Genomic DNA, 25,279 nt, shown 5'->3' with positions numbered 1-25,279 from the left:
TAACAAAAAAGGTTTTCAAGGCTTTTACATTTCTTAACATCATAAATTTTATTTATGTCCAGGTACTTATGAGCCGCTTAAAAATTTAATTTTATAAATAATTTGTCTAGGAGCCGATAGCAAAATGCTTTATTTTATAGGTATTTGGATATTACTTATTTTTGTCTGTTTATTAATAGGAACAGCCCTACTTAATATCTTGCAAGCTAGTAGTTTTAAACGCACGGGAGATCGCTTTATAGCTGCTGTTTGGCTAGGATTAGTCGCTCTGTCAATTTCGCTTCTCGCAGTTTCTTTGGTTTTTCCTCTATCGCCTTTGGTTGGCCTTCTACTCGCTATTAGTTTAATTTTTTTCTCCCTACAGTCATCTGGTACACGAACTGAATTAATTGCTTTGCGTTCAAGGCTTTCTTGGAGCTTAATTTGCCGATTTCTGACTTTAGAGTTAGCTGTGGCGGCTTTCATGACTCAACCCATCACTTGGATTGATACAGGCCTTTATCACTTGGGAGCTATTCGCTGGTTAGCTGAATATGGAATGGTACCGGGTCTAGCTTTAATTCATTTTAGGTTCGGTTGGACTTCCTCTTGGTTTGCTTTAGCCGCGCCTTTAAATTGGAATATATTTAATTACCAAACAGTTGCCGTGACAAATGGTTTGGCATTTTTGATTTTTCTTTTGCATTTTATTATTAGTTTGACTCATATTTTTACTAATAAAATACGATTTGCTGATATTTTTATTACTATTTTTAATTTTATCGCTTTTCCTTTATTAATTTTTAGAACTTTGCCTTTTATTAAAGGAAAAAGCATAATGGCACAAATTCTTATTTCGCCTTCTCCTGATATATTAATTTTATTATTAACCGGCGTTATAGCTTGGACAATTTTAATAATTTCAGATCAGTCTTATTTAAGAACAGGGGCCAGTGAAAATAAAACTTATCTGATGGATGAGCGCGTTATTCCTTTATTTTTATCCATAGGGGCAGTGAGCATGAAGCTGACCGCTATTCCTATTTTATTGGTAACAAGCTTTTTTTATCTTTTTAAAAAACCCTTAAGCATTCAGCGATTTTTGATTTTAATTCTGATTATTTTTCTGTTACTTTCGCCCATGCTGATTTTTGGAGTGATGACATCTGGATGTCCGTTGTCTCCTTCAACTTTTATGTGCGTCAATCTTCCTTGGTCACCACTTTCTTTAAATACAACCGCTCTCTCTACCCAGAAAATAGGTGTTGATTGGGCATTGCTTGGCCGTCCTTCTGATGGGGATAATTTTTGGTTGTGGATACTCTGGAAGTGGTCAAAATCTTCAATATTAAATTTAATTATTATTTTACTAAACTTTATAGCGGTTATAGGAGTATTTTTGGGACTATTTTTTATTAATAAAAAGTCCTTATTAGGAGCAATTTGGGTTTTATTAATAGGAATAGTAGGTATGATTATTATTTTTAAACAAGCTCCTGAGTTGAGGTATGGTATAGGTTATTTTATCTTAATTCCTACTTTAATTGCTGCAATTTTCTTTGATAAAATTTTTCTGAATATTAAAGCTCAAGTTAACTGGCAAAAATTTTTACTAGCTCCGTCTAATTTTTTGGTAAAAAAATATTTCAATAAACCGATGTTTTTCGTCGGCTTGGCTACTGTATTCTGTATTCAAGGCATAGCTCAGTCTCGACTTTTTCTTCCACCGGCTTTACCAACTGTTGAACTTGCAAAAGCACAAATTAATGATATAGAGTATGTTTATCCGTCTCCTCTAAGTGCGCTCTGTTGGGGAAGTCAGTTACCTTGTACGCTTGGGCCTATTCCCATAAATATTCAACTTCGTGATCCTTCTAAAGGTATTAGCGCAGGTTTTGTTTATGTTAAAAAAGAATCTTAGGACTTACGCACTCTCCACGAAATCATTAGGCTTTGAGATTGTCCGCGATCCTTCGCTAACGCTGGTGGATGACATAAAATTGTTGTTTTTAATTGGGAGTGCGTAACTCCTAAATCTGAGAAATAGCAAGCTCTGAGAGAAGTAGGCGCGGTGATTTGTAATGAAATAAAGATAAGTTTTAAACCGCGCCGTAACTCACCTAAAATACTTGATTAGGCATAACAATGTTGACGTTTTCCATCATGCCTTGATCTTCATGATCAAGAATATGGCAGTGCAAAACAAATTCGCCGATATAACGTTTATAACGGGTGCGGACGACAATGGTATAAGCTCCACCGCGAGGCGACGTTGGCGAATTCAGACTTTTTATCCAGAGAGTATCTTTCCACACGCCTTTAAATCCCGCATATTCGGGGTCTATGATTTGCTGATTATTTTTTCCTCTCTCAAGATTATCAAGTTTTCCTTCAGCCGTGACATCCTTACCTGTGGGGTCGAGGATTTTGACAATTTGGAAAGGATTTACATGGATATGAAAGGGATGGCTGCCAAAGTACGACTGTAAAGTCCATTCATCAACACCATCTAACTCCAACTGTCGATCGATGCGTTTGGGATCATAAGGTTGGGGGTTGAACCTCGTGCGTATGCCGTTGCTGACTTCGAATAATACTTTGTTGGCATTATTGGTATCAATGTAAAAAGCGAGTTCCTGATGGCCGGTGACTTCGTTTTCTTCAATATCCGGATACCAAATAAAGGGCGATAAACTTAGCTCATCTTTTAGGTTTTTGATGACAACTTCCTTAACCTCACCCCGAAAGGCAAGTTTAGCCGACTCAATCAGCCGTTTTTTTAGATATCGATGAATAATGGATTCTTGGCTGTTTGTTGGCTTCGCTAAATTACTCAGTATGTCATGGCTCGTTGTGGTAGGTTGATCCACCTTTACTTTAGCAAGCAATTGAACTTGCTCAGGATTTTGGCTAATGCTTCCTGATGCTTGTGTTTGATCATCTACCACACAATAAGAACCCGCTTTGGGGAAAACAACTAACGCATCAATGCGGTAGCCACCCTGTAAGATGCTTTCATTTGTTTCCCTAGCCTTCGATCTCGTCAAACCATCATTGGCAATTACATGGAATGGAATCGGCGGCTTGTCTAATTCACAATTTTCCTGGATGTATTGGTTGATAGATGGACTATTGGTTGTATTATTGTTGATTGGCTCCTCAGAAATGAGAGTAGATTTTGCCGGAAAGAACTTTAAACGAATAGTATTCCGTATACCGCCATGAATTAGCCGCCACCGTTCTATTTTCCCGGCTTCTGTCTCGAAGGTCGGCCAAATTAGCCCATTAATGCTAGTGAAACGTTTCGACTCTTGCCAACTAGCGGCTTTAGATAACCCGTTCCCTGTTGGATCTTTGTAAAACTCAATTACTCCTGTGTCATTATTTTTTGGATCTGAGTCATCACTTTTACAATCCCATGCAAGGATCTTTCCGCCTGAGTCTTTTATAACCTTAATATTACCGTTTTCGTCGAGACAGGCATACTGAATTTGCTGTAGAACTAGAACATTCTCTTTCATCGGCCCGATTGGTGCCCCTAGTTCATCTGATTGTTTTTCTTGGAGCAAAACGTCGATATCGCCCTTTGTATATTTTCCGTTAACGTTTTTGCTAGGCAGTCGGTCACCCTTGACAATTAAAGCACCTACCATCCCGCTCGATACTTGAAGTGCTGTAGCACCATGACGATGAGGATGATACCAAAAAGTCCCCGCCGGATGGTCTAAAGGAATGTTGAATTCGTATTGGAATTTAACACCCGGATTGATCGATACCAAGACATTATCGCTATTACCAACAGGGCTTATCCACAAACCATGAGTATGCAAATTTGTGCCATTGAAGCAATGCGGATTGTTAACATCTTTCTCTTTAGCAATACTGTCTTGGCATGTATAATCTTGTGACAACAAGTTATTTAAGTTCATACGCACAGTATCGCCCGGACTAACGATGACTTGTGGTGCCACATAAATGCCTTTTTTTTGATCAGATGATTCTGCTAGAGAGGGTTTAGCATTAGCATCGGTATAGCTGCGTAATTTGACTTGATCATACTTTCCAGTTCTTGGATTAAAAAGTTGGCTCTGAGTATATTCAATGTTTAGGTCATATACTTTTTCGTAATTTTTTGCCCGCCGGGTTTGGGCAATTGGAGGATTTTTTATCTTTCGAATTATGCGAAATTGGTTTGATTTCTGTTCCACTGTTGAACCCGGAGAATTTTGTCCATTGGGTGATGTTGGAACTTCCTGAGCTTGGGCGGGTTGCGCTGAAAAAATCATGATCTGCACCATGATCAAAGCCGCCACTATCAGCTTTGTGCTAGTAGATACATAGAAACCAAGAGCCTGCTCTCGTTTCTCAAATTTTTTGAGCATTTCTTTATCCTTAAAGTATACAAAAATACTTAGAGTGTAAAACTCCTCACGAAATCTTTTGAGCCGCTCAGTACCTGGACAAAACTCAAGTTAAATAAAACAACAGTAGATTAGGGAACATGGCACACTAAACAATAAAAGCTTTGGGGGCTTTTACATTTTTTAACAGCAGTGACTTTATTGATGTCCAGGTACTTAATTATCTATCTTTGGTATAATTGACTCATCTCCTTGTTTTATATTATGATTTTTAATTAAAAAACGCAAACTCATTGTAAATTTTGTTAACAATAAATTGTAAGTAGTCGGACATAAGTAAAGTTAACTGTTTGGCAAGGGAACAGCGAACACTTCGACAAGCTCAGTGCAAGCAGGGAACAGCGAACACTTCGACAAGCTCAGTGCAAGCAGGGAACAGCGAACACTTCGACAAGCTCAGTGCAAGCAGGGAACAGGAAAGGCTTTCAAGATTTTTACATTTCTTAACATCATGTACACGGAGTGGCGCGGAGCTAGGCTTTATTTATGTCCAGGTACTTAACAGGCAAAAGCTTACCCTGAGCCAAAGCGGCAAAAGGCAAGCATTTCAAGCAATTGACGTTGTGTTCGGAAGTCCCACCCATAATCTTTAATTTGGGTGGGGAGGATGTACCCGGAAATTTGTTAGTGCAAGAATGAGCTTAAGCTTTCTTTTTACCTAAGCGTTGTTTGAACCTTGCGCCAAAACCGATGGCAACGGCAGTACCTAAAATTGTTAAAGGTTCAGGAGTGGCGACCGCAGTGTTGCCAAAGTCGAGATCAGAAATCTCATTGTCATTAACAGCGACATTATAATTAAACTGCTTTAATCCTAAGAGTCCTAAATCTAGAGCATTGCCAAAGTTGAGGCCAGAAATCGAACCGCCATTAATGGTTTCTTCATGATTATGTTCGTTGAACTGTCTGCCATTCAGGTCTTGCAAAGGACGGTTGTTATGGGTCAGATTAATACTTGCTAGATAATCCTGAAAAATGTCTATTTGTGCTGCCGACATTTGAATGGGAGTTTCAAACACAAACCAATTAACCCCCTCAGTTGCTGGGGGAGTCGTCAAAGAACCATTGTAAAACCAGCCCTTAAGATTACTAGGGAAAAGACTCGCTAGATTTAGTTGTTGTGTAAATGGCACATTAGCTGGTATTTGTCCATTATTGGCTGTCAGTTGATTTGCAATAGCATCAAAAAGAGGTGCTAAGGCAGTATTAGTATTTCCTTCTTCAATCAGCAAGCCAAGAACAGATAGTCCTCCGTTGGCATGGCGGTTGACGAAGTGTAATTCCATATCTGAGAGGACATTATTAATAGCGTGTTCACTTTCATAGTGAAAATGAAACTGCTGTAGATCAAATCTTTCCCCACTCACGTTGATGAAGTTTGCGTTTCCTGGATGGTATTCAAGATCAAAGTTAAGTCCGGTGTTTTTGATGAAATCAGCTTGTTGGCCAGAATAGTTGATTGAGAGATATTGACCTAAATTGATAGAGGGAGTCTGGGTGATGTTTACTGGCGATTGAAAGTTGCCCGAGGCATCCGGTGCGATTGAAGGCCATTCAGTATCCGGATCATCATAGTCCCAAGGTCCTAAAACTTGACCTAATTGAAGATTTTTCTGAAAAGTTGGCAACGTCTGTTTCCAACCAGGTTTCATCACTTCCCGAACCACATAAGGGCCGGGAGATAAATTGGTAAATTGGTAATAGCCTGACAGATTAGTTGTGGTAGTTTTGATGACGTGACCTTCAAAGTTAAGTAATTGAATTTCCCATCCTGGCAAGCCGACTTCGAGTAAATCTCTGACTCCATTTTTATTGAGGTCATTAAATTTAATTCCTGAAAGCGAGCCAAGATTTGTCGATGCCGCACTAGCAGACCCAACTAACAAAGAAAAAAAGGTTAAAGAAGTAGCACTAGCTACACCAAGAGTTTTAGCTGCCCTAGATAACATATTTGTCCCGATTGTTTGCTCTTTATGCTTAAAAAAACTTTAAATAAATCATAAGCGAGCTATTCTTAGAAAACTATTATTCTTGAGGGGGTTTTAAAATACCCTAAAAAATGATAAGAAAATTCTTAAAGTCAATCTATAGCCGCTATTGATAAATATGAATAAATTATTAAAATTATATGTAGTCAATTTTGATATCTTCAATAATTACGCTAAATCATTGATATAATTTTGTAGCAATATAATTAAAAAAATCTCATTATTAAGCTATTTTCCTCGTTTTTTAGCTTTAAAGCTTATATTAATTTTTTCCAAAGGTTTTTTGAAAATCAATTAATATCTTATTAAATAGGAGTTACGCACTGTGATGAAAAAATAAGGATTTGAGATTGTTCGTGATTTTTCGCAACGCTCAGGAATCACTGAGGATATGAAATCATTATTTTAAGTTTTTAGTGTGTAACTTTTATTATATTAGATTAAAAAGGGAGCAGAGGCAATAAGCAGGCTCAAGTATTTTAAAGCTAGGTAGATTAATGGTTTGTCCGTTTAAGTTTAAAGTAAGTTCCGAATATGGAAGCTGTGGCTACTCCTAATAAAGTCATAGGTTCAGGTACAGGAACATTAGCCGCTAGAACTTTAAAATCAGGCCCATTGTCCCTTGGTATGTCTAGTCTAAGTCCATTATTATTGGCGCTTGTGAGCCGCAATGTTTTTGTCGTAATTCCACCTAAACGGATTCCTATTGAACCAATATTAAACGGTCCATTATTCAGCACTGGAAACACTTGAGTGCTGATATTGTAGTTAGCTTTGGTATAATTACTCCTCAAGATTTTATAACTTGCCAACACGGTACTGTAATCATCACTTAATGCTTCCACTAGCAGGTCACTATCTCCAGCGATAGGCCCTCCTGCTGTGCCGCCTCGTTCCCAAAAGAAAAATGTATTAACTGGGTTGGCAAAAGAGACTTCTATACTGGCTCGGTCTGCATTTTCACGAGTGACCAAAATACTATTAAGGTTTAAATTGCCCAAGGTTTCAACAATATCTGTGGCTGTAGGGTTAATTTTTGATGGGCCTTCAGTAATTAATGGATCGTTGGCTGTATTGGGCCCGCGTCCTACATGAAGTACCCCTGCTACTGTACCATCGGCAAGCGTGTAAGTATCATTTTGTAGAATGGTGGCTTTGTTAACCAGTTCAAAGTTAGTGACAGTTGTGCCTTGAAATTCTACTGAGTCAAGCCGCACATCACGAGTTGGGTCATTGAGTAGGCCACTATTGGGATCGGATGCAGGAGTTGCGGTGACATGGGTATTAAAAGAAAATGGCGTAAATATTGCTGCACTTGCCGGACGTATCAGTGCAAGCATTGTGATAGAAGTGGAGGTAACAGTGGTAAAGACTGCAATGGTTTTGAGTAACAGGTTGTTCATTAGATAATGCTCCTCACAAAAAGTCAAGGTTGTTAACGTTTAATAGATTAAATGTTTTAATCAAGTGAGCTAGGGTATAAATTACAGTATATTTATCGAAATACCGTAATTACAGACAAGAGATTACCACAGCACTTTTTTGAACGGTAGTAGTTTGAATTACACTTTCGGCAAAAATCCACGATATAGCAAAAGGCAAGATGTAAATTGATACTATAAAAGTAATTCTCAAGACTTTTTAATTTTAGGAGTTAGTATGTGTCTCCCTCTGATTTTACAGCCAGGCGAAGGGCCATCTGTTCAGATACGCACCAGCACTTGTACTTTTAAAGTGACAGGCAAAGATACAAAAAATCATTTTGGCTTGTTTGAGTTTGTGATGGAACCTGGAACCGATGGAGCAAGTCCCCACATTCACAAACAGTTAACAGAAATTTTTTATGTTGTAGAAGGGCAAGTAGAACTCATTCTCAACCAAGAACGAATATCGGCGGCTCCTGGGGCACTTATGTTAGTCCCCGAAAATACGCCACATGGATTTAGTAACCCTGGTACCACAAGAGCTACTTTATTAATCATGTTTTGCCCTGCTGATTCACGAGAACAGTATTTTGAGGGACTGGCTGAACTCACTAAAAACGGACGACAACCTAGTTCTGATGAACTACTGGACTTGATGCACCGCTTTGATCAGTATCCAGTTCCTCAATAAAGAGGATTATATTAAGTTAATTCTGTTGATTGATGTCCAGTTAATTATTCCCTATTTTCTTTTTCGTCAGTGAGGAAAATCTTAACCTACTAATGATCTAAATCACTGCGAAAAGTTGAAAACTTATTTACATTAATATAAGAGTTTATACGTAAAGACCCCAGCATCAACAAATATTATTCTGCTGGTTTATACTAATCAATCCCTATTCTCTTCCTCAGTCCCAATTGCCGGAACTGAGGAAACTTTTATGGAGAGGTAAGCAACAAGCGGTAAGGATTTCAGGCATTTTACAATTCCCCCACACCCATTCCCCTCACCCTACGATGCTCCGCGCTACGCACAGTCGCTTGTGCTAAGCTGTTACGCATCTAAATTATTAGTCCAGATAAAGAAGGGGGAAAGGGGAAAGGGGAAAGGATTGAACCTTTGTACCAAAAATAAAGTTATAAAAATTAAATGCGTCTTAGCTTAGGAGGTCACCCTAACCTCACAGTTAACTTTAATGAGTGTCCGACTACTTATACTAAGGCTTTATCTTGAATCTCTCTCTTAAGATGCAGGTCTACTGCTTTGGAGGAGGATTAGCATAATTATAAATTTTGGATCAGGACATGGAAAATACTTTTTTTGATTCTTATTTTCGAGATGACGAAGGTAACATCGTTATAGCTCAAAAACCGAATTTACCTTTTTTGGTGGCATTAGTAACGACTTTAGCTAAATTTTTAGTTCCTAGCGGCAATATTTATCTCGCTCTAGATGCAGTGGCTTTTGGGGCTTGGTTTACATGGGCGTGGCTGGAACTGTTTAATGGTGTTAACTATTTCCGAAAAACTCTAGGGTTGGCTGTGCTGCTTTTTGTTGTTGCCTCAAGACTTCAGTGGTAAGCTTATAGCCTAATTGCCTCTAGCCTGTTCCCTGTTCCCTGATGAGTCTGATTCTTGAATTTTCTCAAACCTTATTTCGGAAAAGGCTAACTCGTGCCATCATTTTACCTATTATCTTGTTAGCTTTTATTTCTGGTGTTTCTATTTGGCAAATTACTGAGTTATTATCGGCTCTGCGTTGGGTGACTCACTCGGCTCAAGTGATATCCCAAGGTAATTATTCCCAAAAGCTACTTTTAGATATGGAAACGGGATTTCGCGGCTATTTATTGACAGGAAATCAAGAGTTTTTACAACCTTATGAACAAGCCCAGAGTTTGATTGAGCCAGAATTAAAAGATTTAAAACGTTTTGTTTCAGATAATCCTAATCAAGTCCAAAGAGTCACTAAGTTAATTGCTTTATATCAACAATGGAAGCAACAACTTTTACCAGCGATCACTCACCGCCAACAAGGTCAACCTGAATCTTTAAGTGATCTCCAACGCCGAAAACAAGTGATGGACCAGATGCGGCAACAACTTACTCTGTTCATCATAGCTGAAGAAAAATTACGTGATCAACGCACTCAAAAAGCTGAAAAAACGACTCATTTTATTACTCTAAGTACCGTCTGTTTAGCTCTTATTGTGGGGGCTGTGCTGGCTTATTTTATTAGTCGCCAAATTATTCAAGTGTCTAAAATTTATGAAAATGCCCTACGTATAGCCCAAGTTAAAACGCAAGAAGCCCAGCAATCAGCAGGCGCTTTACAACAAGAATTAATCGAACATCAACAAGCAGAAATAAAACTCCGAGAACAAGAACAACAATTTCGTTCTACTTTTAATCAAGCCGCCGTTGGAATTGCTCATGTCAGTTTAACGGGTCAATGGCTGCGGGTTAATCAGAAACTCTGTGAAATTTTAGGTTATACCAATGAACAGTTACTTGCTCGAACTTTTCAAGAGATTACTTATCCTGATGACTTAACTATTGATCTTAATTATGTGGCTCGAATGCTCAACAATCAAATTCAAACTTATTCTATAGAAAAGCGTTATATTCATCAGAATAATTTCCTAATTTGGGTTAATTTAACTGTATCACTGGTGCGAAAAGCCAATGGAGAGCCAAAATATTTTATTTCTGTTGTAGAAGATATCAGTCAACGTAAGCAAATCGAAGCTGAACGTCAACAAATACAACAAGAGTTGCGGCAATTGAATTTAGAGTTGGAGCAACGAGTTATTGAACGCACTGCCCAATTACAAGAAATTAATCAGGAGTTAGAAACCTTTACTTATTCAGTTTCTCATGACCTGCGGGCCCCTTTACGAACGATACAAGGTTTTGCTGTAGCATTGTTAGAAGACTGTGGTAGTCAAATAGAAGATTTTTGTAAAAGTTATATTGACTCTATTATTGATGATGCGGCTCAAATGAATCAATTAATCAGCGATTTGCTGGCCTATAGCCGCTTGACTCGTACTGAAATCATTTTACAGCCCACTGCATTAGATCAAGTCCTAGACCAAGCACTAAAGCAATTAACTACTCAGATTGAGGAAAAACACGCTCAAATTCAGATTGCTTTGCCACTGCCTCAAGTGATGGCTCATCGTTCAACTCTTATTCAAGTTATTGTTAATCTGCTCAGTAATGCCCTTAAATTTATTAAACCAGATATTCAACCGCAGATAGATATTTTTGTAACCACAGAGCGGCAAGATAATCAGGATTGGATAAAATTATCAATTGTAGACAACGGTATAGGCATTGCACCCGAACATCAAGAGCGAGTATTCCAAGTGTTTGAACGTCTGCATGGTGCTGAAAGCTACCCCGGTACGGGCATTGGTTTAGCCATCGTTCGTAAAGGGCTAGAACGAATGGGTGGGCGAGTTGGTGTACAATCGCTATTGGGACAAGGAAGCCATTTTTGGATTGCGCTGCCAAAGGCCGTTCTCTTGTAATACCCAGTTAAGTGATGAGTCAACCTCTCCGAGTTCTTTTGATTGATGATAACCGTAGTGATCGCACTTTAATTATCCGTGAATTGCAACGGGTATTTTTAGGATTACAAGTGCAAGAAGTGATTGATGCCCAAGCATTTGAGCAGGCTATTAATGTTGATACTTTTGATGTGGTTGTGACTGACTATGAGTTAGGTTGGAGTAACGGGTTAGAAGTGCTACGAACGGTTAAGGCGCATTACCCCCGTTGTCCGGTGGTGATGTTTACTAATACCGGAACTGAAGAAATTGCCGTCGAAGCCTTAAAGTCTGGGCTTGATGATTACATTATTAAAGAACCTGGCCGTTATATTCGGGTTCCTACGGCTATTAGTTTGGCTTTAGAGCGAATTGAAACAAGACAACGGGCTATTCTCTTACAAATTCGTTTGCAAGGGTTGCTTAATCAATTGAAGGTGGGCATTTTCCGCTCTATTTCAAATGGTATATTGATTGAAGCTAACCGAGCTTTTTTAGAGCTATTGGGAGTAAGTTCTCTAGCTCAGGCAAATGAAATGTATTTAATTGATACTCGTGAATGTTATCGTTTATTAGTCAATTTAGAGCCGCCACAACGACAAGAGCGAGAAGTGCAAATACAACGGGGTGATAATACTTTCTTTTGGGCACTTCTAACCACTACTCTCAATTCTGTTGAAGGAATTAGGGTTGTAGATGGGCTGCTCGAAGATATCACACAACGTAAGCAAGCTGAGGCCGCACTTGAGCAACTGAATAATACTTTAGAAGCCCGAGTGATAGAACGTACTGCCCAACTCGAAGAAGCGAATCAAGATTTAGAGGAATTTGCTTATTCGGTTTCTCATGACTTACGCGCTCCCTTAAGAACTATTCAAGGGTTTACTCAATTATTGTTAGAGGATAAAGAATCTTTTGATTTGACTAAATTAGAATATATTCAACGTATTGCGGCTAATGCTCAAAAATTAGATGTTTTAATTACTGAGCTTTTAAGTTATAGCCGCTTAAAGCAGACAGAGATTGAGCTTGAACCGGTTAACCTATCTTTGCTGTTAACCCATGTCTTGACTGAAATGGATTTTGAAATGAGACAGCGACAGGCCGAGGTGAGCATTGAGGAGCCTCTGCCAATGGTGCAAGCAAATCTTATTATTCTTATTCAAGTTTTGACAAATTTATTGGCTAATGCTGTAAAATTTGTGCCACTAGAGGAATCCTCAACCTCAAATGTACATCCCCAGGTAAGAATTTGGGCACAACTAGAGGGAGAGCAATGTCGTTTGTGGATAGAAGATAATGGTATTGGTATTCCTTTAGCGCAACAGCAACAAATCTTTAGACCTTTTACTCGGCTTCACAGTGAGGAAGAATATCCGGGGACGGGAATTGGATTAGCCATCGTGCGAAAAGGTGTAGAACGTATGGGAGGAGCGGTTGGCGTTGAATCTCAACCTGGACAAGGAAGTCGCTTTTGGATACAATTGGCTTTATCAATATGAGCAACTATGACTACTGATTTAAGCACGATTTTGCTGGTTGAGGATAATCCTAAAGATGTTTTTCTGATTCAGCGAGCTATTCGTAAAGCGAATATTACCACTCCTATACAAGTGGTTCACGATGGTGATGCGGCAGTGCAATATCTTGCAGGACAAGCTCCTTATTTAGACCGCACTGTTTATCCGTTGCCTGTATTTATTTTGTTAGACCTTAAGCTGCCTCGACGTTCTGGAGCAGAAGTTTTAATGTGGCTTCGCCAACAACCTGGCATTAGGCGGCTGCCGGTAGTGGTTTTAACTTCATCCCGAGAGTATACTGATATAAACCGGATTTACGATTTGGGAGCTAATGCTTATATTGTTAAACCCCCAAATTTTGATCAGTTAGTTAATATTATTCAAACCCTTAATCTTCACTGGATAATTTATAATGAAAAGCCTGAGTTAAATAGTTGGATTTAAAACGTTTTGAGATTTTTCGGGGGTTTTCTCCCATTTTTAAAAGGATTTAAGCTTTGATTTTTTTTCATAAAAAGATTTAAGCTTTTGTTATCCCCTCACAATGGCATTTTTAGCAGAGTTTTAGCTGAAAAAATTTGCTATTCAAAACTTAGTTTAAGTTCTGTTACAAATATTACATATCTACCTTTAGTTAGATCTAAAATATTTATGTACTATTTATAATAGATTAAATTATCTTATTAAGCTCCTACATTACTTCATGCTGCGAGTCCTCATTATTGATGACAACCGCGATGATCGTGCCCTAGCCATTCATCAGTTGAAAAAGTCTTTTTCAGAAATAGAGATCACTGAAGTAGGCACAGAGGCTCAGTTTAGTCAAGTTTTAAGCAATTATTTATTTGATGTCGTTATTACAGATTATCAACTTCACTGGAGTAATGGAATAAATGTACTAAAAATTATTAAGGCTCATCATCCCACTTGCCCAGTGATCATGTTTACCAATACCGCCACACAAGAAACTGCACTTGAGGCTATGAAATGCGGGCTAAATGATTATGTGGTTAAATCTCCGAGTCATTATGTTCGGTTACCGGCAGCCGTTCAAGCGGCTTTAGAACGAGTAGCAGCACAAGTAAAAGCGGCAAATTTACAGACACGTATTCAAACGTTGCTCAACCACCTAAATGTAGGAATCTACCGCCTCACGGCTAAGGGTTTATTGCTGGAAGCTAACCCGGCCTTTTTACGATTATTGGGTCTTCAGTCCATCACAGAAATTCCTTCTACCCACTCACTACAAGCTTACTTTGAACCCGACCATTATACAGAACTGTTGGCTCAGTTAACCCAAAATGGAGAAGCGCAAGAGCGAGAAATTCAACTGAGATGTGCAGATGGTGGCACACGTTGGGTAAAAATTAGCACAACTTTTACTCAAGAAAGTAGCGACATTATTATTGAGGGATTAATGGAGGATATTACTGAACGCAAACAAGCACAAGCACGAGCCGAAACCGAAAAGCAAAGGTTTCAGTTTTTAGCTAATGCCAGCCGCTTGTTCGCTTCTTCACTAGACTATCATTTGACGTTAAAAAATTTAGTGAATTTGGTAGTACCAACACTAGCCGATATTTGTGTAATTGATCTAGTTGAACCGACTAAACTGGTATTTGATGAGCCAATTGTGGCGGCAACAGATCCATCTCTTAGTGCTTTGATGCTTGAACTTAGACAAAATTACCCTTTGTCTGCTGATTACGGTGCGGTAAAGCTATTAAACATTAATCAATCCGAGTTAAAACATTATGTTTCTAGTTCAGTTTGGCAAGAAATAGCTCAGGATGCACGCCATCTTACTATCCTTCAAAAGCTTGGGATTCAAGCCTCGATGGCAGTACCAATGATAGTTCATGACCGCAATTTTGGGACAATTACGTTAATTTCCACTAAGACCAGTCGCACTTACGATCATACAGATCTTGCTCTCGCTCAAGAATTGGCACGACGCGCCGCCATTGCTTTAGATAATGCTTACTTATACCAACAAGCTCAACAAGCTAATCAAATTAAAGACGAATTTTTAGCCATTGTTTCTCATGAACTTAGGAATCCTCTTAATGCAATGTTGGGATGGTCACAACTATTACATAAGCGAGAGTTTGAAGACACAATGGTTAATCAAGCGATTACTATTATTGAGCGCAATGCTTTACTTCAAAAAAAATTAATTGAAGACTTGTTGGACATTTCTCGTATTATTCAAAACCGATTACATATTTCGCGGGAACCGGTTTATTTAATTCCCCTAATTGATACGGTAATAGACACACTAAGACCGAACATTAAAGCTAAAGCTATTGAAATTTCATCAAATCTTGATACCTCTACAAAACCGGTGTTCGGAGATGCTTATCGTTTAGAACAAATTGTTGGTAATTTGCTCTCTAATGCGATTAAGTTTACTTCTACAGGAGGGAAAATTAATGTTCAACTTTCTCAAGAGGGTTCTCTAGCTAAAATTACGGTGGCTGATACCGGACAAGGCATTTCCCCTGAGTTTTTGCCGTTTATTTTCGAGCGATTTCGTCAAGCTGATCCCTCAAAAACCCGTTCACAAAGCGGCTTGGGATTGGGTTTGGCAATTGTCCGTCACTTGGTAGAATTGCATGGGGGTAGTGTTTATGCGGCTAGTCCAGGTGTTGGTAAAGGTGCTACTTTTATTGTACAATTGCCCACTCAAGACTCCTGTTGTGTAACCTCTGGGGAGAATTCAGCCATCAATTTTGAAGGATTTCCCCAATTGGTTGGGCTAAAAATTTTAGTCGTGGATGATGATTTTGATAACCGAGAGTTGATTGCTTTTATTTTAGAGCAACAGCAGGCTCAGGTAACTTTAGCGGCATCGGCTACAGAAGCTTTTAATATTATTTCTCAATTAGATATAAATATTTTAATTAGTGATATTGGTATGCCGGACGAGGATGGTTATTCTTTGATCCGCCGAATTCGATCTTTTCAACCTGCACCTAAGTGTTATATACCTGCCATCGCTCTGACTGCCTTTGCTAAAGAAGAAGACCAAAAAATAGCAACTGAAGCAGGGTTTCAATGTTATATTGCAAAACCTATTGATCCCAATTATTTGATTGAAGTGGTTGTGAATCTTAGCAGTAAATCAAATTTCTTTCACAATCTGCTTTCTTAAAAGTGAATTGATATTAAGTAGGTGGACAAAATTAAAGTTAACTGTGAGATTGGGCAATGGGGTTGCGGGGAAAGGGCAATGGGTAAGAGTTAGGAGAGTTTTACATTTCTTAATACAGAAAGCTTTATTTATGTCCAGGTACTTAGATGAGAAAAACCAATTATCGGTTCAATCATTTTTTTTGCGGCAGAATAATTTTTTTTTGGAGTTTATTTGCTGCGTGAGTCAACTCTTGAAGCCGAGTAATTTAGCTTGAATTAAAAAGATAAGACGCGTTTAAATTCTAAAAATAAATTATTGGCTCAATCATTTTTTTTTCGACAGAATAATTTTTTTTCAGCTTTTATTTGCTGCGTGAGTCAACTCTTGAAGCCGAGTAATTTAGTTTGAATTAAAAAGATAAGCCGCTTGTAGATGAGAAAAACCAATTATCGGTTCAATCATTTTTTTTGCGGCAGAATAATTTTTTTTGGGAGTTTATTTGTCGCGTGAGTCAACTCTTAAAACCGAATAATTTAGCTCAAATTACAAAGATTAGCTAGTTTTTAATAATAAAAATGAATTATCGGTTCAATCATTTTTTTTTGCGACAGAATAATTTTTTTTTGGTTTTATTTGCTGCGTGAGTCAACTCTTGAAACCGAGTAATACCGAGTAATTTAGCTCAAATTAAAAATGTAAATGAGAAAAAATAATTATCGGTTCAATCATTTTTTTTGCGGCAGAATAATTTTTTTTCGGGTTTTATTTACCGCATAAGTCAACTCTTGAAACCGAATAATTTAGCTCAAATTAGAAAAGTACGGCAGAAGCTTAATTATTTACCGCCCATTTTTAAAACGCCATTTAATAGCATTACCAGTCCTCCTATTAAAATTATTATTGCTAAACTCCCTAATATTCTATCTAGAATTATGGTATTCTCCATTATTTTTAGTTTCCTATTTTTTTTAACAATTATAAATTATGCGGCTTAAATCTAGGGCAAATTTGAAAAACTAAGATTTTTTTTAACATTAAGCAGATCCCGCCTTTTAAGAGACGTTGCTATGGAAGCTTAAGCGCTTAGATAAGACTTACGCACTCTCCACGAAATCATTAGGGTTTGAGATTGTCCGCGATCCTTCGCTACCCCCTTCGCTGTCCCCTTCGCTATCTCTCAGGGCTAAAGGTTCAGGGCTGACGGCGGATGACATAAAATCATTGTTTTTAATTGGGAGTGCGTAACTCCTATGGGTAAGAGTTGGCATTTTACATTTCTTAATACAGAGAAATTTATTGATGTCCAGGTAGTTAGTGGGGTTGTATAGTTAGTTTAAAATGAGTTTACGGGTCATTTTGCCGGTGACATCAATATCATAAACGATGGGAACACCAGTAGCTAACTCAAGATGAGGAATTTCTTGCTCAGGAATATTTTCTAAACTCATAATGATGGAACGCAAAGAGTTACCATGAGCGGCAATTAAAACATTGTTTCCTTGTGTAACCTGTTTAAGAATATGTTCTTGAAAAAAGGGTAAGGTACGCTTAAGGGTATCCTCTAAACTTTCGCCGCCAGGTGGACGTACATTAAAGGAACGCCGCCATTCTTGCACTTGATATTTACCATATTTTTCGGCTGTTTCTTGTTTGTTTAATCCTTGTAAGTCTCCATAATAACGTTCATCTAAAGCCACAGTTGGAAAAATAGGTAATTCGTCTTCACCATTGCCTTCATACTTGTCCCAACCGTGCCAATTAGGGTCCGTTGCATCATGTTTAAATATAGGAATTTTATTGCCACAAATTTCATCACACTCAGTTAAACAAATAACCGCAGTTTCCATCGCTCTAAATAGCATACTCGTGAAGCACATATCAATACGATAGTTATGTGCCCTAAGTTTGCAAGAAGCGATCATTGCCTCGGCCCGTCCTTGTTCGCTTAAAGGAATGTCTACCCAACCGGTAAACTTGTTGGCAGCGTTCCAAAGGCTTTGCCCATGTCTTAATAAAATTAGTTTAGCCATTTTATCAAACCTCAAAGATTAACATATTAATTAAAATTTGTGTAGATTTTTTATGGCTAGGGAAAATAATATTTTTATTTTAAAAGTTACTTTTAAATATTATATAGCATATCATTCCCGCACCTAACCAACCCTACGAATCATAAGCTTTTTTTATCACCACAAGCCGGAGATACTGACATTCGATTTATGCAATAGGTCTAATTTATCAGCTTTTTTTATTGCAGCAAGGAAGCAAAAGCCTTTTTAACTTATTTACTGTAGTTCCTTGCCGGTTTTTGTTCCTTACCTTGATTCAAGGACTACTTCTCTTATGGGTTGTTTCCCATCTGTACCGATAACAAATACTTGCCTATCAATAATATAATTATTTTTTCCATCAGAACCTCGAAATCTTCTACCTTCTTGCTGGACTGGAATACGTTTGTACCCTGTTCCGTCATGATAGGTCAAAATTAATTGAAAGCTTGCTTCACCGGGGCAAATTGTCACGAGATAACTTTTAGTTTTAAAAGCGGCTGTTTCTTTCTTTAGGCCGCAAACACTATGAGCCTCTACTTTTAAATTGGCGTTTAAACCTAAAATCATTGTGAGTGTTAAAAAAACGAACATGGCCGTAGCTTGAGAAAAACAACGAATTATTTTCATTAATTTAGATAAGCTAAGTATTATAAGGTTAGGCTACATAATTATATATCTTTTTCAAATTTATTGTCAAAAAACTTATTTTTTGAGTCAAAAGTGTGGCTTTTCGCTTTGTCTGCACCAAAAAGGCAAGCGACGACATAAAGTGAAAAAATTGTAAAGTTTTATGGCTAAGTGCCTGGACATAAATAAAGCCTAACTTTTGTCCAGATACTTAGAGTTTTGAAACAAATTATAAAATTTTTTTTATAAAAATTAAGAAAATTTGATTTTTTAACGGTTTTTCAATAAAATTGATCAATAATAAGGCTAAAGATAAATTGTAAAAAGTTTTAAGGTTTCATAATCTCTTAAATTTAGCTATCATCCTCTTTTGAAACCTAAGCGTTTGAATGATAAATTTGTCTCCCTAGGCAGCGATTGTCAAAAATGCTGGTTTTTTTGTACCCCAAACATCAACTGTAATAATTTACTCTCCTGCTATTGAGGTAAGTTCTTCTAGGCTCGTACATTCACTCAAATGCTTAGTTTCTTGGCTTATAACACCTTAGTAACCTGTTATCGATAGCTGTAGCTGCCTGACCTTTCGGCATAAATTAAAAACTATCCCCGCCAAAGCGGGGAGCAAAAAGAAAACAAGCTAATTACTTATGCTACATCGATAGTAAGCGTAAGTATCTCTATTATATGTTGTTAGTTTCAAAAGACCAAGACTTCAAACGAACTAGAAAAACTACAGGTGAGGCAAGACACTGCATTGTCTGAAAGATTTTAGCCCCTAGGGAGTAGGTGTATACTCGGAAAATTGTTATATTTCTTAATAATAGTCAAGAGGAAAGCCGATCTTTAAAATGGTTGCAGGCTGATCAAAATAAATCATTAAAGTTTATACCCATTTGATAAGTACCTAAACACCTTTAAAGTCAACTGTGTGAGTAGGGAACAGCGAACAGGAAAGGTACAGAGAGTTTTAATTTTTTAAAACACATAGCTTTCTTTATTTATGTCCAGGTACTTATGACGGTTAAAACTCTATTTTAAGCCGTTATTTAGCCAGGAATTAAAAAAACAATTCTTTTCCTTAAAGTTGTTAGGGATTTTTAGGGTAGGAAAAGATAGAATCTTTAATTATTAAGCTAATTATTAACGGTACCGTATAGCTGATCATTGAATCGGTTTATAGCCTTCATATCATATTTTTGATCAGCATTATCGGTATTATTATGATCTTCAAGGAAAGATCTTATTAAACTTTTTGACTTTATTTGTGACCTATCTAATTGTTCTGCTGGAGCCGGAAGATTTCTGGCTAATTGAGGTTTAGCTAATTGAATAGCAGGGGCTTTTGGAGCGGCTAATTCTTGTCTATACTCAGGAGGGAGTGCTTCTGGAGGAATAGAGTATAAATCACTAGGTAAAGCATAACTAACACTAGCAAAAATTAATTGCACTAGGAGTACACCAAAGGTCATCCAAATAACTTTTTTCCAAGGAAATTGTAGCATGATATTTATCACAACTCTACTAGAAAAATTTTAACTCATTATTAAGTAGCTGGACACATTTTTTGCCATAAGCAATAGAATTAGTTTTTCAAGAAATTTAAATTATTTATCCTCGATTTCCACTTATATAAGCGGCTGTAATCGGTTGTTGAGGATTCTCAAAAATTTCTTCGACAGAACCCGCCTCGATCAATTTCCCCGTGCCCTCTTCACACCAAAATAAAGCTACATAATCAGCTATACGTCGTGCTTGGGCGAGATTGTGAGTAACAATTAAAATAGTGTATTTTCCGCGCAAACTGGCGATTAAATCCTCTACAATGGCACTAGAAATGGGGTCTAGAGCGCTACAAGGTTCATCCATGAGCAGAATCTCGGGTTTTAAAGCTAAAGTCCTAGCCAAACAAAGCCTCTGTTTTTGTCCGCCTGAAAGACGAAGGGCTGAAGATTTTAGGCGATCTTTAACTTCGTTCCATAGGCCTACATCTTTCAAAACTTCTTCAACAATTTGTTCAATTTCCTCACGGTCATGATAACCATGCTCTCGCAGAGGAAAAACAATATTTTTCCAAATTGATAAAGGAAAAGGATTAGGTTTTTGAAAAAGCATTCCCACTCGGCGACGGAGAGCAGTTGTATCAGTTTGAGGGTGAAGAATATTTAAGTTTTCTAGAAAAATTTGCCCAGATATGCTGCAATTGGGAATTAAATCAGTTAAACGATTGAGACAGCAAAGGAAACTGGTTTTTCCACAACCAGACGGACCAATGAGCGCAGTAATACAGCCGCGAGGAATAGTTAGAGTGACATTTTTAAAAGCTGGCTTTGAGCCATAGTGCAAACTTAACTGATCAGTCAAAAGATAATACTGGGATAATTGAGCGTTAGCCGCAGAAGTTTTGAATTTTGTTTTTGATGGCAACATTTAATTTGTAAACTATCGAAACAATTAAAAAAGTGATTAATTAAGTTAATAATATCAATATTGTAACCTTCTATTAAGCCATTGTCTGCCTATCCAACTGGCTAAACTATCAATAACAATTAACAGCATCATTAACACTAAGGCTGAAGCATAAGCATTACTGTCTCCACCGGACACATTCATAGATAAGTCATAGATATGTAATGACAAAGCGCGACCAGAATCTAACCAAGATTGGGGCATTCGGTCTACATACCCACTGGTGTAAATGAGTGCGGCTGTTTCGGCACTTGCTCGGCCAATGCCTAATATTAAGCCAGCAATTAAACTGGGAACGGCAGCCGGCAATAATAAATTAATCAGAGTGCTAATTCGAGAAATTCCCAGAGAGGCAGCCCCTAAACGATACTCATCGGGAACCATCCTTAACCCTTCTTCCATAGAACGAATTAACATCGGTAAAATCATACAAGCCAAGGTTAACCCACCTGAAAGAATAGAAAAACCCATTCCCAAAATAATACAAAAAACTGCATTGCCAAATAAGCCAAAAACAATGGAGGGAACGCTGGCTAACATATCTAAACTAATTCTTAACCATCGTCCAAACCAATGATTTTTGCTTGTATATTCGGCTAGTAAGATCGCTGTACCTAAACTCAAAGGCACTGCCACCGCCAAGCAAATTATTAAAAGCATGAGCGTTGAGACTAAAATTGAAGCAATACCGCCTTCTCGTCCGGCATTTTCTGGTTCACTCAGCAAGAATTGCCAAGATAATTTGCTCAGTCCATGTATAACCAGGTCTGCACAGATACACAAAAAAATAGCCGTCACAGAAATGGCTACTGTCCAAACAACGATAGCTAGTAAGATATCTCCATAGACAATTTTTTGATTGACAGGGTTTTTGAGAAAAAAAGTATACCCCAGTTCAAAGGGATTTTTTAAAGCTAAATTTTCTGATGAATTGGCAGTTTTTTTAGACATTGGTTAAAAATTTTTAAATTTTAAATATATATAGGTAGGTTAATTATCTTTAATGGCTTCTGCCAGTAACACTAAAACCAAACTAATAGCCATTAATAATAACCCACTGACAAACAAAGCAGAACGGTGATTTCCTAGAGCAAAATCCATTTCTAAAGCAATATTAGCAGGTAAAGTTCTAATTGGTGCAAAGAGGCTGTCAGGAATTTGAACAATATTGCCGCACACCATTAAAACAATCATTGTTTCTCCTAAAGCCCGTCCTGTTGCTAATATAATACCCATTAACAGTTCTGAGCGGGCAATGGGTAAAATTAAACTGAAAATTGTTCCTGAGCGTGTTAGCCCCAAAGATATAGCCCCATGTAGATACTCATCAGCAATGCCGGCAAAACTTGCATCGGCAATGAGGGCAATGGTTGGCATAATCAAAAGAGTTAACATTAAAATGCCGGCTAATAAACTACTGCCGGGTGGATGCCAACGGTTAATGAGAGGAATTAGCACCATTAACCCCCAAAAACCATAAACAACGCCGGGCACTCCCGCTAATAATTCCATGAGCCGTCGATAGAAATGGGCAATTTTTTCAGGTGCATAATAATGACAAAATAAGGCTGAGAGAATTCCTAGCGGCGTTGCCACAACAACAGCACCCGCCACCACAAAAACGGTACTGACTAGCATAGGAGTAAGATTATAAAGCTTATCTCCTGGATTCCAAGAATCATTAGTTAAAAAAGCCAATAAACCCACTTGATTTAATACTGGCATTGATTCCATCATCAAAAAAACCAGGATGAAAACCACGATCACGCCCACAAAAGCGGCTATGATACGTAGGAGGTACATGACTAGCAAATCAATGTTTTGTTGGGGGAACAAAGTGTTCTTGAGTGATGATCTCATAATTATCCTTATTTTGGGCAAAATCGACAAATTGCTGCGTTAATTTTCCCGGGGAATTTTTAACCACTAAGTTAAGTTCCCGCATCAAAGGAAATTTGCCATTAGCAACATTGGCAGTGGTGGCTTCCACACCATCTAAGGCTAAGAGTTTAACGGGTACACCTTGACTCATTTCGTATTCTGCCGAACCGATAGAAACATAACCAATGGCGTTAGGGTTTCCCGCTACCACTTTGATTCCTTGTTGATCATCTCCAATGACTGTATCTGCTTTAATAAATTTATTGTCAAGTTTAAAATAGTTAAGAAATAATTTTAAGGTAGAGCGTCCTTCAGCTTTATGAATTTTGGTAATAGGGGCTTCGGGTCCGCCTAATTCTTTCCAATTATTAATTTTTCCGGTATAAATCGATTTAACTTGTTCGCTTGTCATACTTTTAATGGGATTAGCTTTATTAACAATGATGCTAACGCCATCTAATCCTATTAAAAAGACTTTTAATCCTTTTTTTTCTTCCTCTGTTAAAGCTTCCGAAACCATGCCTATATCGGCTAATCCTTGATTAGCATCCGCTAGTCCTCTAGCCGAGCCGCCAGTATGAACATCAATGCGAGTTCCGGGGTGCTTTTCTTCAAATTTTTTCCCTAACACTGATACTAAAGGAGCGATGGTACTAGCTCCTGTAATGGTTAATTTTTGCTGTTGCGTCTCCTCTTGAGCAGGTTTACTGCAACTAGACAAATATAAGCCTGTAACTAGGCTGATGGTGATCCACAAAGAACCCCTAAGTACCATAACCTCTTTTTGCTTAAAATAGTTGTTTTCGATTATCGGCTATAATGTCACATTTCTCGATAAAGAAATATTAATAAAACTAAAATTTTTTGAGAATTGAGCCGAAAAGCTTTTTAATTAAGATAATCTTTGTATAAAAAATCTGTCAACGTACAATGATATTAAGATTTCATTGGATGTTACCTCTAGGAGGTGAAAGAGCAGGAGAGTCCAATATATTAATTGGAACCCCCGAAATGCAAAGCTTGCCGGACCTTGAAACGAAGCTAGAGTTCTGTCGTCGTGCTGATGAGATGGGCATTGATTCCCTTTTAACAGCATTTGGTTATTATAGACCAGACCCCATTGTCTTAGCCACAGCACTGGGCATGGTTACCCAAAAAACTAAGTTTATTATTGCCTATCGACCAGGACTGATTTCACCAACTTTGTTTGTACAACAAATTAATACGCTGGCTAGTTTAACTAATGGTCGGGTTAGTTTAAATATTATCGCTGGTTATTCTCAGGAAGAACAGGGCTATTATGGCGATTTTCTTTCTCATGACCAAAGATATGATCGAGCTAGTGAATTTGTAGGAATTTGTCAAGAGCTTTGGCGTAACCAAGACGGCGTAAATTTTCAAGGACAATATTATCAGGTAAAAGGCGCAAAAGTGGTTACTCCTTTTATTTCTGAGCATAGTTCATCTCCGGAAATTTATATCGGCGGCGGTTCATTACAAGCGCAAGAATTAGCTATGCGTCATCGGGTGTGCTGGCTTCGTTTTATTGATGCTCCTGAAAAAATAGAGACGGAAATTCAACCCATATTAACTGGCGGCGGCGAAGTTTGTCTGCGGACTGCTATTATTGCTAGACCCACTCGAAAAGAAGCGCTTGAAGCGGCTTATTCATTAATCAATCCTAGTTATGAATCTAATAAAGAATGGGTAGAAAAACTTTATAATCAAAGTGTAGATTCTCAATCAATAAAAACTACTTTAGAACAAGCAAAAGCTGTTGATTCTGATTGGATTACACCTTGGTTATGGAGAGGAGCCGTTCCTTATTTTGGAGCTTCTGCGGTGGCGTTAGTGGGAACGCCTGTAGAAATTGCCTCGGCACTTTTACACTATAAACAGATAGGTTGCTCTCAATTTATTTTTTCAGGATGGCCGAAAATTGATGCGATGACTTATTTTGGTCAAGAGATTTTACCTTTAGTTAGAGAAATGGAAAAAAAAGTAGCTGAACAACAGTAAAGTTATAGCAAAAGGCAATAAGGAGTAGGCAACAGGGAACAGAGAAAACTTTGCATTCTGTTGGTTTAATCCTTTAAAGCTGTCCTAACACCTTGGCGGTTGCTAGATCTTAGGACTTACGCACCATAACCAAATCACACGGGTTTGAGATGGTTCGAGATCCTTCGCAAGGCTCAGGATGACATAAAGATGGCATAAAAAGGCTCAGGATGACAT

The 25,279-nt window shown here is 37.9% G+C and carries 18 protein-coding genes; 8 read left to right on the top strand and 10 right to left on the bottom strand.

Annotated features, from left to right (window positions below; all coding sequences use genetic code 11):
- The first annotated feature begins 124 nt into the window (after positions 1 to 124).
- On the top strand, positions 125 to 1,900 hold the full coding sequence (locus CYAN7822_RS28250; RefSeq protein WP_013334389.1) for a DUF8201 family protein: 1,776 nt from the start codon (positions 125 to 127) through the stop codon (positions 1,898 to 1,900).
- A gap of 199 nt (positions 1,901 to 2,099) precedes the next feature.
- On the opposite strand, the gene CYAN7822_RS28245 is transcribed toward CYAN7822_RS28250, so the two are convergent.
- The 3 genes from CYAN7822_RS28245 to CYAN7822_RS28230 all read right to left on the bottom strand — a co-directional run bounded on the left by CYAN7822_RS28245 (position 2,100) and on the right by CYAN7822_RS28230 (position 7,788).
- Positions 2,100 to 4,265, bottom strand: coding sequence for a multicopper oxidase family protein (locus tag CYAN7822_RS28245; protein WP_157871972.1), 2,166 nt, complete (start codon positions 4,263 to 4,265; stop codon positions 2,100 to 2,102).
- A 776-nt stretch (positions 4,266 to 5,041) separates the two neighbouring features.
- Positions 5,042 to 6,346 carry a PEP-CTERM sorting domain-containing protein gene (locus tag CYAN7822_RS28235; protein ID WP_013334387.1) on the bottom strand — a complete coding sequence of 435 codons (1,305 nt, stop codon included), beginning with the start codon at positions 6,344 to 6,346 and terminating at the stop codon, positions 5,042 to 5,044.
- 533 nt (positions 6,347 to 6,879) lie between these two features.
- Positions 6,880 to 7,788, bottom strand: a complete 909-nt coding sequence (locus CYAN7822_RS28230) for an exosortase-dependent surface protein XDP2 (RefSeq protein ID WP_013334386.1) — start codon at positions 7,786 to 7,788, stop codon at positions 6,880 to 6,882.
- 256 nt (positions 7,789 to 8,044) lie between these two features.
- Here CYAN7822_RS28230 and CYAN7822_RS28225 point away from each other — a divergent pair, with 256 nt between their 5' ends.
- The 6 genes from CYAN7822_RS28225 to CYAN7822_RS28200 all read left to right on the top strand — a co-directional run bounded on the left by CYAN7822_RS28225 (position 8,045) and on the right by CYAN7822_RS28200 (position 16,037).
- Positions 8,045 to 8,500, top strand: coding sequence for a cupin domain-containing protein (locus tag CYAN7822_RS28225; protein WP_013334385.1), 456 nt, complete (start codon positions 8,045 to 8,047; stop codon positions 8,498 to 8,500).
- A gap of 614 nt (positions 8,501 to 9,114) precedes the next feature.
- Positions 9,115 to 9,390, top strand: a complete 276-nt coding sequence (locus tag CYAN7822_RS28220; protein WP_013334384.1) for a hypothetical protein — start codon at positions 9,115 to 9,117, stop codon at positions 9,388 to 9,390.
- A 41-nt stretch (positions 9,391 to 9,431) separates the two neighbouring features.
- Entirely contained in the window at positions 9,432 to 11,345 is a 1,914-nt protein-coding gene (locus CYAN7822_RS28215; protein WP_013334383.1) for a sensor histidine kinase, read from the top strand.
- Positions 11,346 to 11,359: 14 nt separating this feature from the next.
- A complete protein-coding gene (locus tag CYAN7822_RS28210) occupies positions 11,360 to 12,865 on the top strand; it encodes a sensor histidine kinase (RefSeq protein ID WP_013334382.1) in 1,506 nt (501 codons plus the stop codon).
- 6 nt (positions 12,866 to 12,871) lie between these two features.
- A complete protein-coding gene (locus CYAN7822_RS28205; protein WP_013334381.1) occupies positions 12,872 to 13,327 on the top strand; it encodes a response regulator in 456 nt (151 codons plus the stop codon).
- A 259-nt stretch (positions 13,328 to 13,586) separates the two neighbouring features.
- On the top strand, positions 13,587 to 16,037 hold the full coding sequence (locus CYAN7822_RS28200) for a response regulator (RefSeq protein ID WP_013334380.1): 2,451 nt from the start codon (positions 13,587 to 13,589) through the stop codon (positions 16,035 to 16,037).
- Positions 16,038 to 17,347: 1,310 nt separating this feature from the next.
- Here the strand turns inward: CYAN7822_RS28200 and CYAN7822_RS28190 are convergent.
- From CYAN7822_RS28190 to CYAN7822_RS28160, 7 genes are all read right to left on the bottom strand, one after another.
- Positions 17,348 to 18,049 (bottom strand): 2,3-bisphosphoglycerate-dependent phosphoglycerate mutase, encoded by a 702-nt coding sequence (locus CYAN7822_RS28190; protein WP_013334378.1) that lies wholly within the window; start codon positions 18,047 to 18,049, stop codon positions 17,348 to 17,350.
- A gap of 285 nt (positions 18,050 to 18,334) precedes the next feature.
- The gene (locus CYAN7822_RS28185) at positions 18,335 to 18,697 is read right to left on the bottom strand and encodes a hypothetical protein (RefSeq protein ID WP_013334377.1); all 363 of its coding nucleotides are present in this window, start codon (positions 18,695 to 18,697) and stop codon (positions 18,335 to 18,337) included.
- Positions 18,698 to 19,830: 1,133 nt separating this feature from the next.
- The gene (locus tag CYAN7822_RS28180) at positions 19,831 to 20,199 is read right to left on the bottom strand and encodes a hypothetical protein (RefSeq protein WP_013334376.1); all 369 of its coding nucleotides are present in this window, start codon (positions 20,197 to 20,199) and stop codon (positions 19,831 to 19,833) included.
- 106 nt (positions 20,200 to 20,305) lie between these two features.
- The gene (locus CYAN7822_RS28175) at positions 20,306 to 21,124 is read right to left on the bottom strand and encodes a phosphate ABC transporter ATP-binding protein (protein WP_013334375.1); all 819 of its coding nucleotides are present in this window, start codon (positions 21,122 to 21,124) and stop codon (positions 20,306 to 20,308) included.
- A gap of 54 nt (positions 21,125 to 21,178) precedes the next feature.
- Positions 21,179 to 22,114 carry a phosphate ABC transporter permease PstA gene (gene pstA / locus CYAN7822_RS28170; RefSeq protein ID WP_013334374.1) on the bottom strand — a complete coding sequence of 312 codons (936 nt, stop codon included), beginning with the start codon at positions 22,112 to 22,114 and terminating at the stop codon, positions 21,179 to 21,181.
- 39 nt (positions 22,115 to 22,153) lie between these two features.
- Entirely contained in the window at positions 22,154 to 22,966 is an 813-nt protein-coding gene (gene pstC, locus CYAN7822_RS28165) for a phosphate ABC transporter permease subunit PstC (RefSeq protein ID WP_013334373.1), read from the bottom strand.
- 10 nt (positions 22,967 to 22,976) lie between these two features.
- Positions 22,977 to 23,819 carry a phosphate ABC transporter substrate-binding protein gene (locus CYAN7822_RS28160; RefSeq protein WP_013334372.1) on the bottom strand — a complete coding sequence of 281 codons (843 nt, stop codon included), beginning with the start codon at positions 23,817 to 23,819 and terminating at the stop codon, positions 22,977 to 22,979.
- Positions 23,820 to 23,974: 155 nt separating this feature from the next.
- Between CYAN7822_RS28160 and CYAN7822_RS28155 the strand changes: the two genes are divergently transcribed.
- A complete protein-coding gene (locus CYAN7822_RS28155; protein WP_013334371.1) occupies positions 23,975 to 25,063 on the top strand; it encodes an LLM class flavin-dependent oxidoreductase in 1,089 nt (362 codons plus the stop codon).
- Positions 25,064 to 25,279 lie beyond the last annotated feature (216 nt).

Source organism: Gloeothece verrucosa PCC 7822 (genome assembly GCF_000147335.1).
In the GTDB taxonomy this organism is placed as follows: domain Bacteria; phylum Cyanobacteriota; class Cyanobacteriia; order Cyanobacteriales; family Microcystaceae; genus Gloeothece; species Gloeothece verrucosa.
Note: the sequence above shows the minus strand (reverse complement) of the source record. Positions and strands in the feature narration are given on the sequence as shown.

Excerpts from the sequence above, each read along its gene's own strand:
- CYAN7822_RS28250 (WP_013334389.1), top strand. The coding sequence starts at position 125 with ATGCTTTATTTTATAGGTATTTGGATATTACTTATTTTTGTCTGTTTA.
- CYAN7822_RS28245 (WP_157871972.1), bottom strand. The coding sequence starts at position 4,265 with ATGATTTTTTCAGCGCAACCCGCCCAAGCTCAGGAAGTTCCAACATCA.
- CYAN7822_RS28235 (WP_013334387.1), bottom strand. The coding sequence starts at position 6,346 with ATGTTATCTAGGGCAGCTAAAACTCTTGGTGTAGCTAGTGCTACTTCT.
- CYAN7822_RS28230 (WP_013334386.1), bottom strand. The coding sequence starts at position 7,788 with ATGAACAACCTGTTACTCAAAACCATTGCAGTCTTTACCACTGTTACC.
- CYAN7822_RS28225 (WP_013334385.1), top strand. The coding sequence starts at position 8,045 with ATGTGTCTCCCTCTGATTTTACAGCCAGGCGAAGGGCCATCTGTTCAG.
- CYAN7822_RS28220 (WP_013334384.1), top strand. The coding sequence starts at position 9,115 with ATGGAAAATACTTTTTTTGATTCTTATTTTCGAGATGACGAAGGTAAC.
- CYAN7822_RS28215 (WP_013334383.1), top strand. The coding sequence starts at position 9,432 with ATGAGTCTGATTCTTGAATTTTCTCAAACCTTATTTCGGAAAAGGCTA.
- CYAN7822_RS28210 (WP_013334382.1), top strand. The coding sequence starts at position 11,360 with ATGAGTCAACCTCTCCGAGTTCTTTTGATTGATGATAACCGTAGTGAT.
- CYAN7822_RS28205 (WP_013334381.1), top strand. The coding sequence starts at position 12,872 with ATGACTACTGATTTAAGCACGATTTTGCTGGTTGAGGATAATCCTAAA.
- CYAN7822_RS28200 (WP_013334380.1), top strand. The coding sequence starts at position 13,587 with ATGCTGCGAGTCCTCATTATTGATGACAACCGCGATGATCGTGCCCTA.
- CYAN7822_RS28190 (WP_013334378.1), bottom strand. The coding sequence starts at position 18,049 with ATGGCTAAACTAATTTTATTAAGACATGGGCAAAGCCTTTGGAACGCT.
- CYAN7822_RS28185 (WP_013334377.1), bottom strand. The coding sequence starts at position 18,697 with ATGAAAATAATTCGTTGTTTTTCTCAAGCTACGGCCATGTTCGTTTTT.
- CYAN7822_RS28180 (WP_013334376.1), bottom strand. The coding sequence starts at position 20,199 with ATGCTACAATTTCCTTGGAAAAAAGTTATTTGGATGACCTTTGGTGTA.
- CYAN7822_RS28175 (WP_013334375.1), bottom strand. The coding sequence starts at position 21,124 with ATGTTGCCATCAAAAACAAAATTCAAAACTTCTGCGGCTAACGCTCAA.
- pstA (WP_013334374.1), bottom strand. The coding sequence starts at position 22,114 with ATGTCTAAAAAAACTGCCAATTCATCAGAAAATTTAGCTTTAAAAAAT.
- pstC (WP_013334373.1), bottom strand. The coding sequence starts at position 22,966 with ATGTACCTCCTACGTATCATAGCCGCTTTTGTGGGCGTGATCGTGGTT.
- CYAN7822_RS28160 (WP_013334372.1), bottom strand. The coding sequence starts at position 23,819 with ATGGTACTTAGGGGTTCTTTGTGGATCACCATCAGCCTAGTTACAGGC.
- CYAN7822_RS28155 (WP_013334371.1), top strand. The coding sequence starts at position 23,975 with ATGATATTAAGATTTCATTGGATGTTACCTCTAGGAGGTGAAAGAGCA.